The following is an 816-nucleotide window of genomic DNA, read 5'->3' on the forward strand; positions in this document are numbered from 1 at the left end:
AAATCATGCATTCGTCTCAATAACTCTAGATAGACACATTTTTGTCATATATTTGTCAGTATTTTTTTAAGTATCTAGTTGCCTTTATTGCAACCAGATGGATAATAGTTGTCTATTTTTTGTGGGTCAGTTTTCAACCTTCATTAATAAAACTAAAGCTCTAAGTCGCAAGCAGCCATTTGGAGTGCTTATTACATAAATAATTCTGAATGGACTCGTTTTCTACAGGCTTAAACTGCAGTAAAACATCAATATTGATGACATGCAGCTCAACTAGAATGATTCAATTTCAGTCGGCAAATTTCTTTCGGTAGCTATAAACCAATGAATACACTTAATAAATTTTTGGGGATAACTGTACTTCCTATCGTCCTTTCAGGCTGTACACTTCCTGGTAGCCATCTTTCTATCAGCGATAAAACGGTAATGACTACCGAATCCAGTGACATAGAGTCTCAAGTTACCGTTTATCCCCTAACTTTAGAGCAAGTCACTTCTTTAAACTCTATTGAGCCTTTCTCGAAACCAAACCCAGAGCTAGATGTGGAAATAGCCAAATATGAGTATGAGGTTGGCCCCGGTGATATTCTGAACATCACGATTTGGGATCATCCAGAGCTCACTATTCCTGCGGGTTCGTACCGTAGTTCTGCGGAAGCTGGGAACTGGGTGCATTCTGACGGCACCATTTTTTACCCATACATTGGCGTTGTAAAAGTGGAAGGCAAAAACGTTCGACAAATTCGTTCTGATATTGCAAGCCGTCTAGCAAAATACATCGAAAGTCCTCAAGTAGACGTTAGCGTCGCAGCTTTT

Annotated in this window: 1 protein-coding gene; it reads left to right on the forward strand. The window is 39.2% G+C overall.

Annotated elements, in window-relative coordinates; translation table 11 throughout:
* Positions 1 to 324: 324 nt before the first annotated feature.
* The coding region (locus tag R8N49_RS26255) for a polysaccharide biosynthesis/export family protein (protein ID WP_318190339.1) at positions 325 to 816 on the forward strand (492 nt) is incomplete at its 3' end.

The organism is Vibrio sp. 1978, from assembly GCF_033344345.1.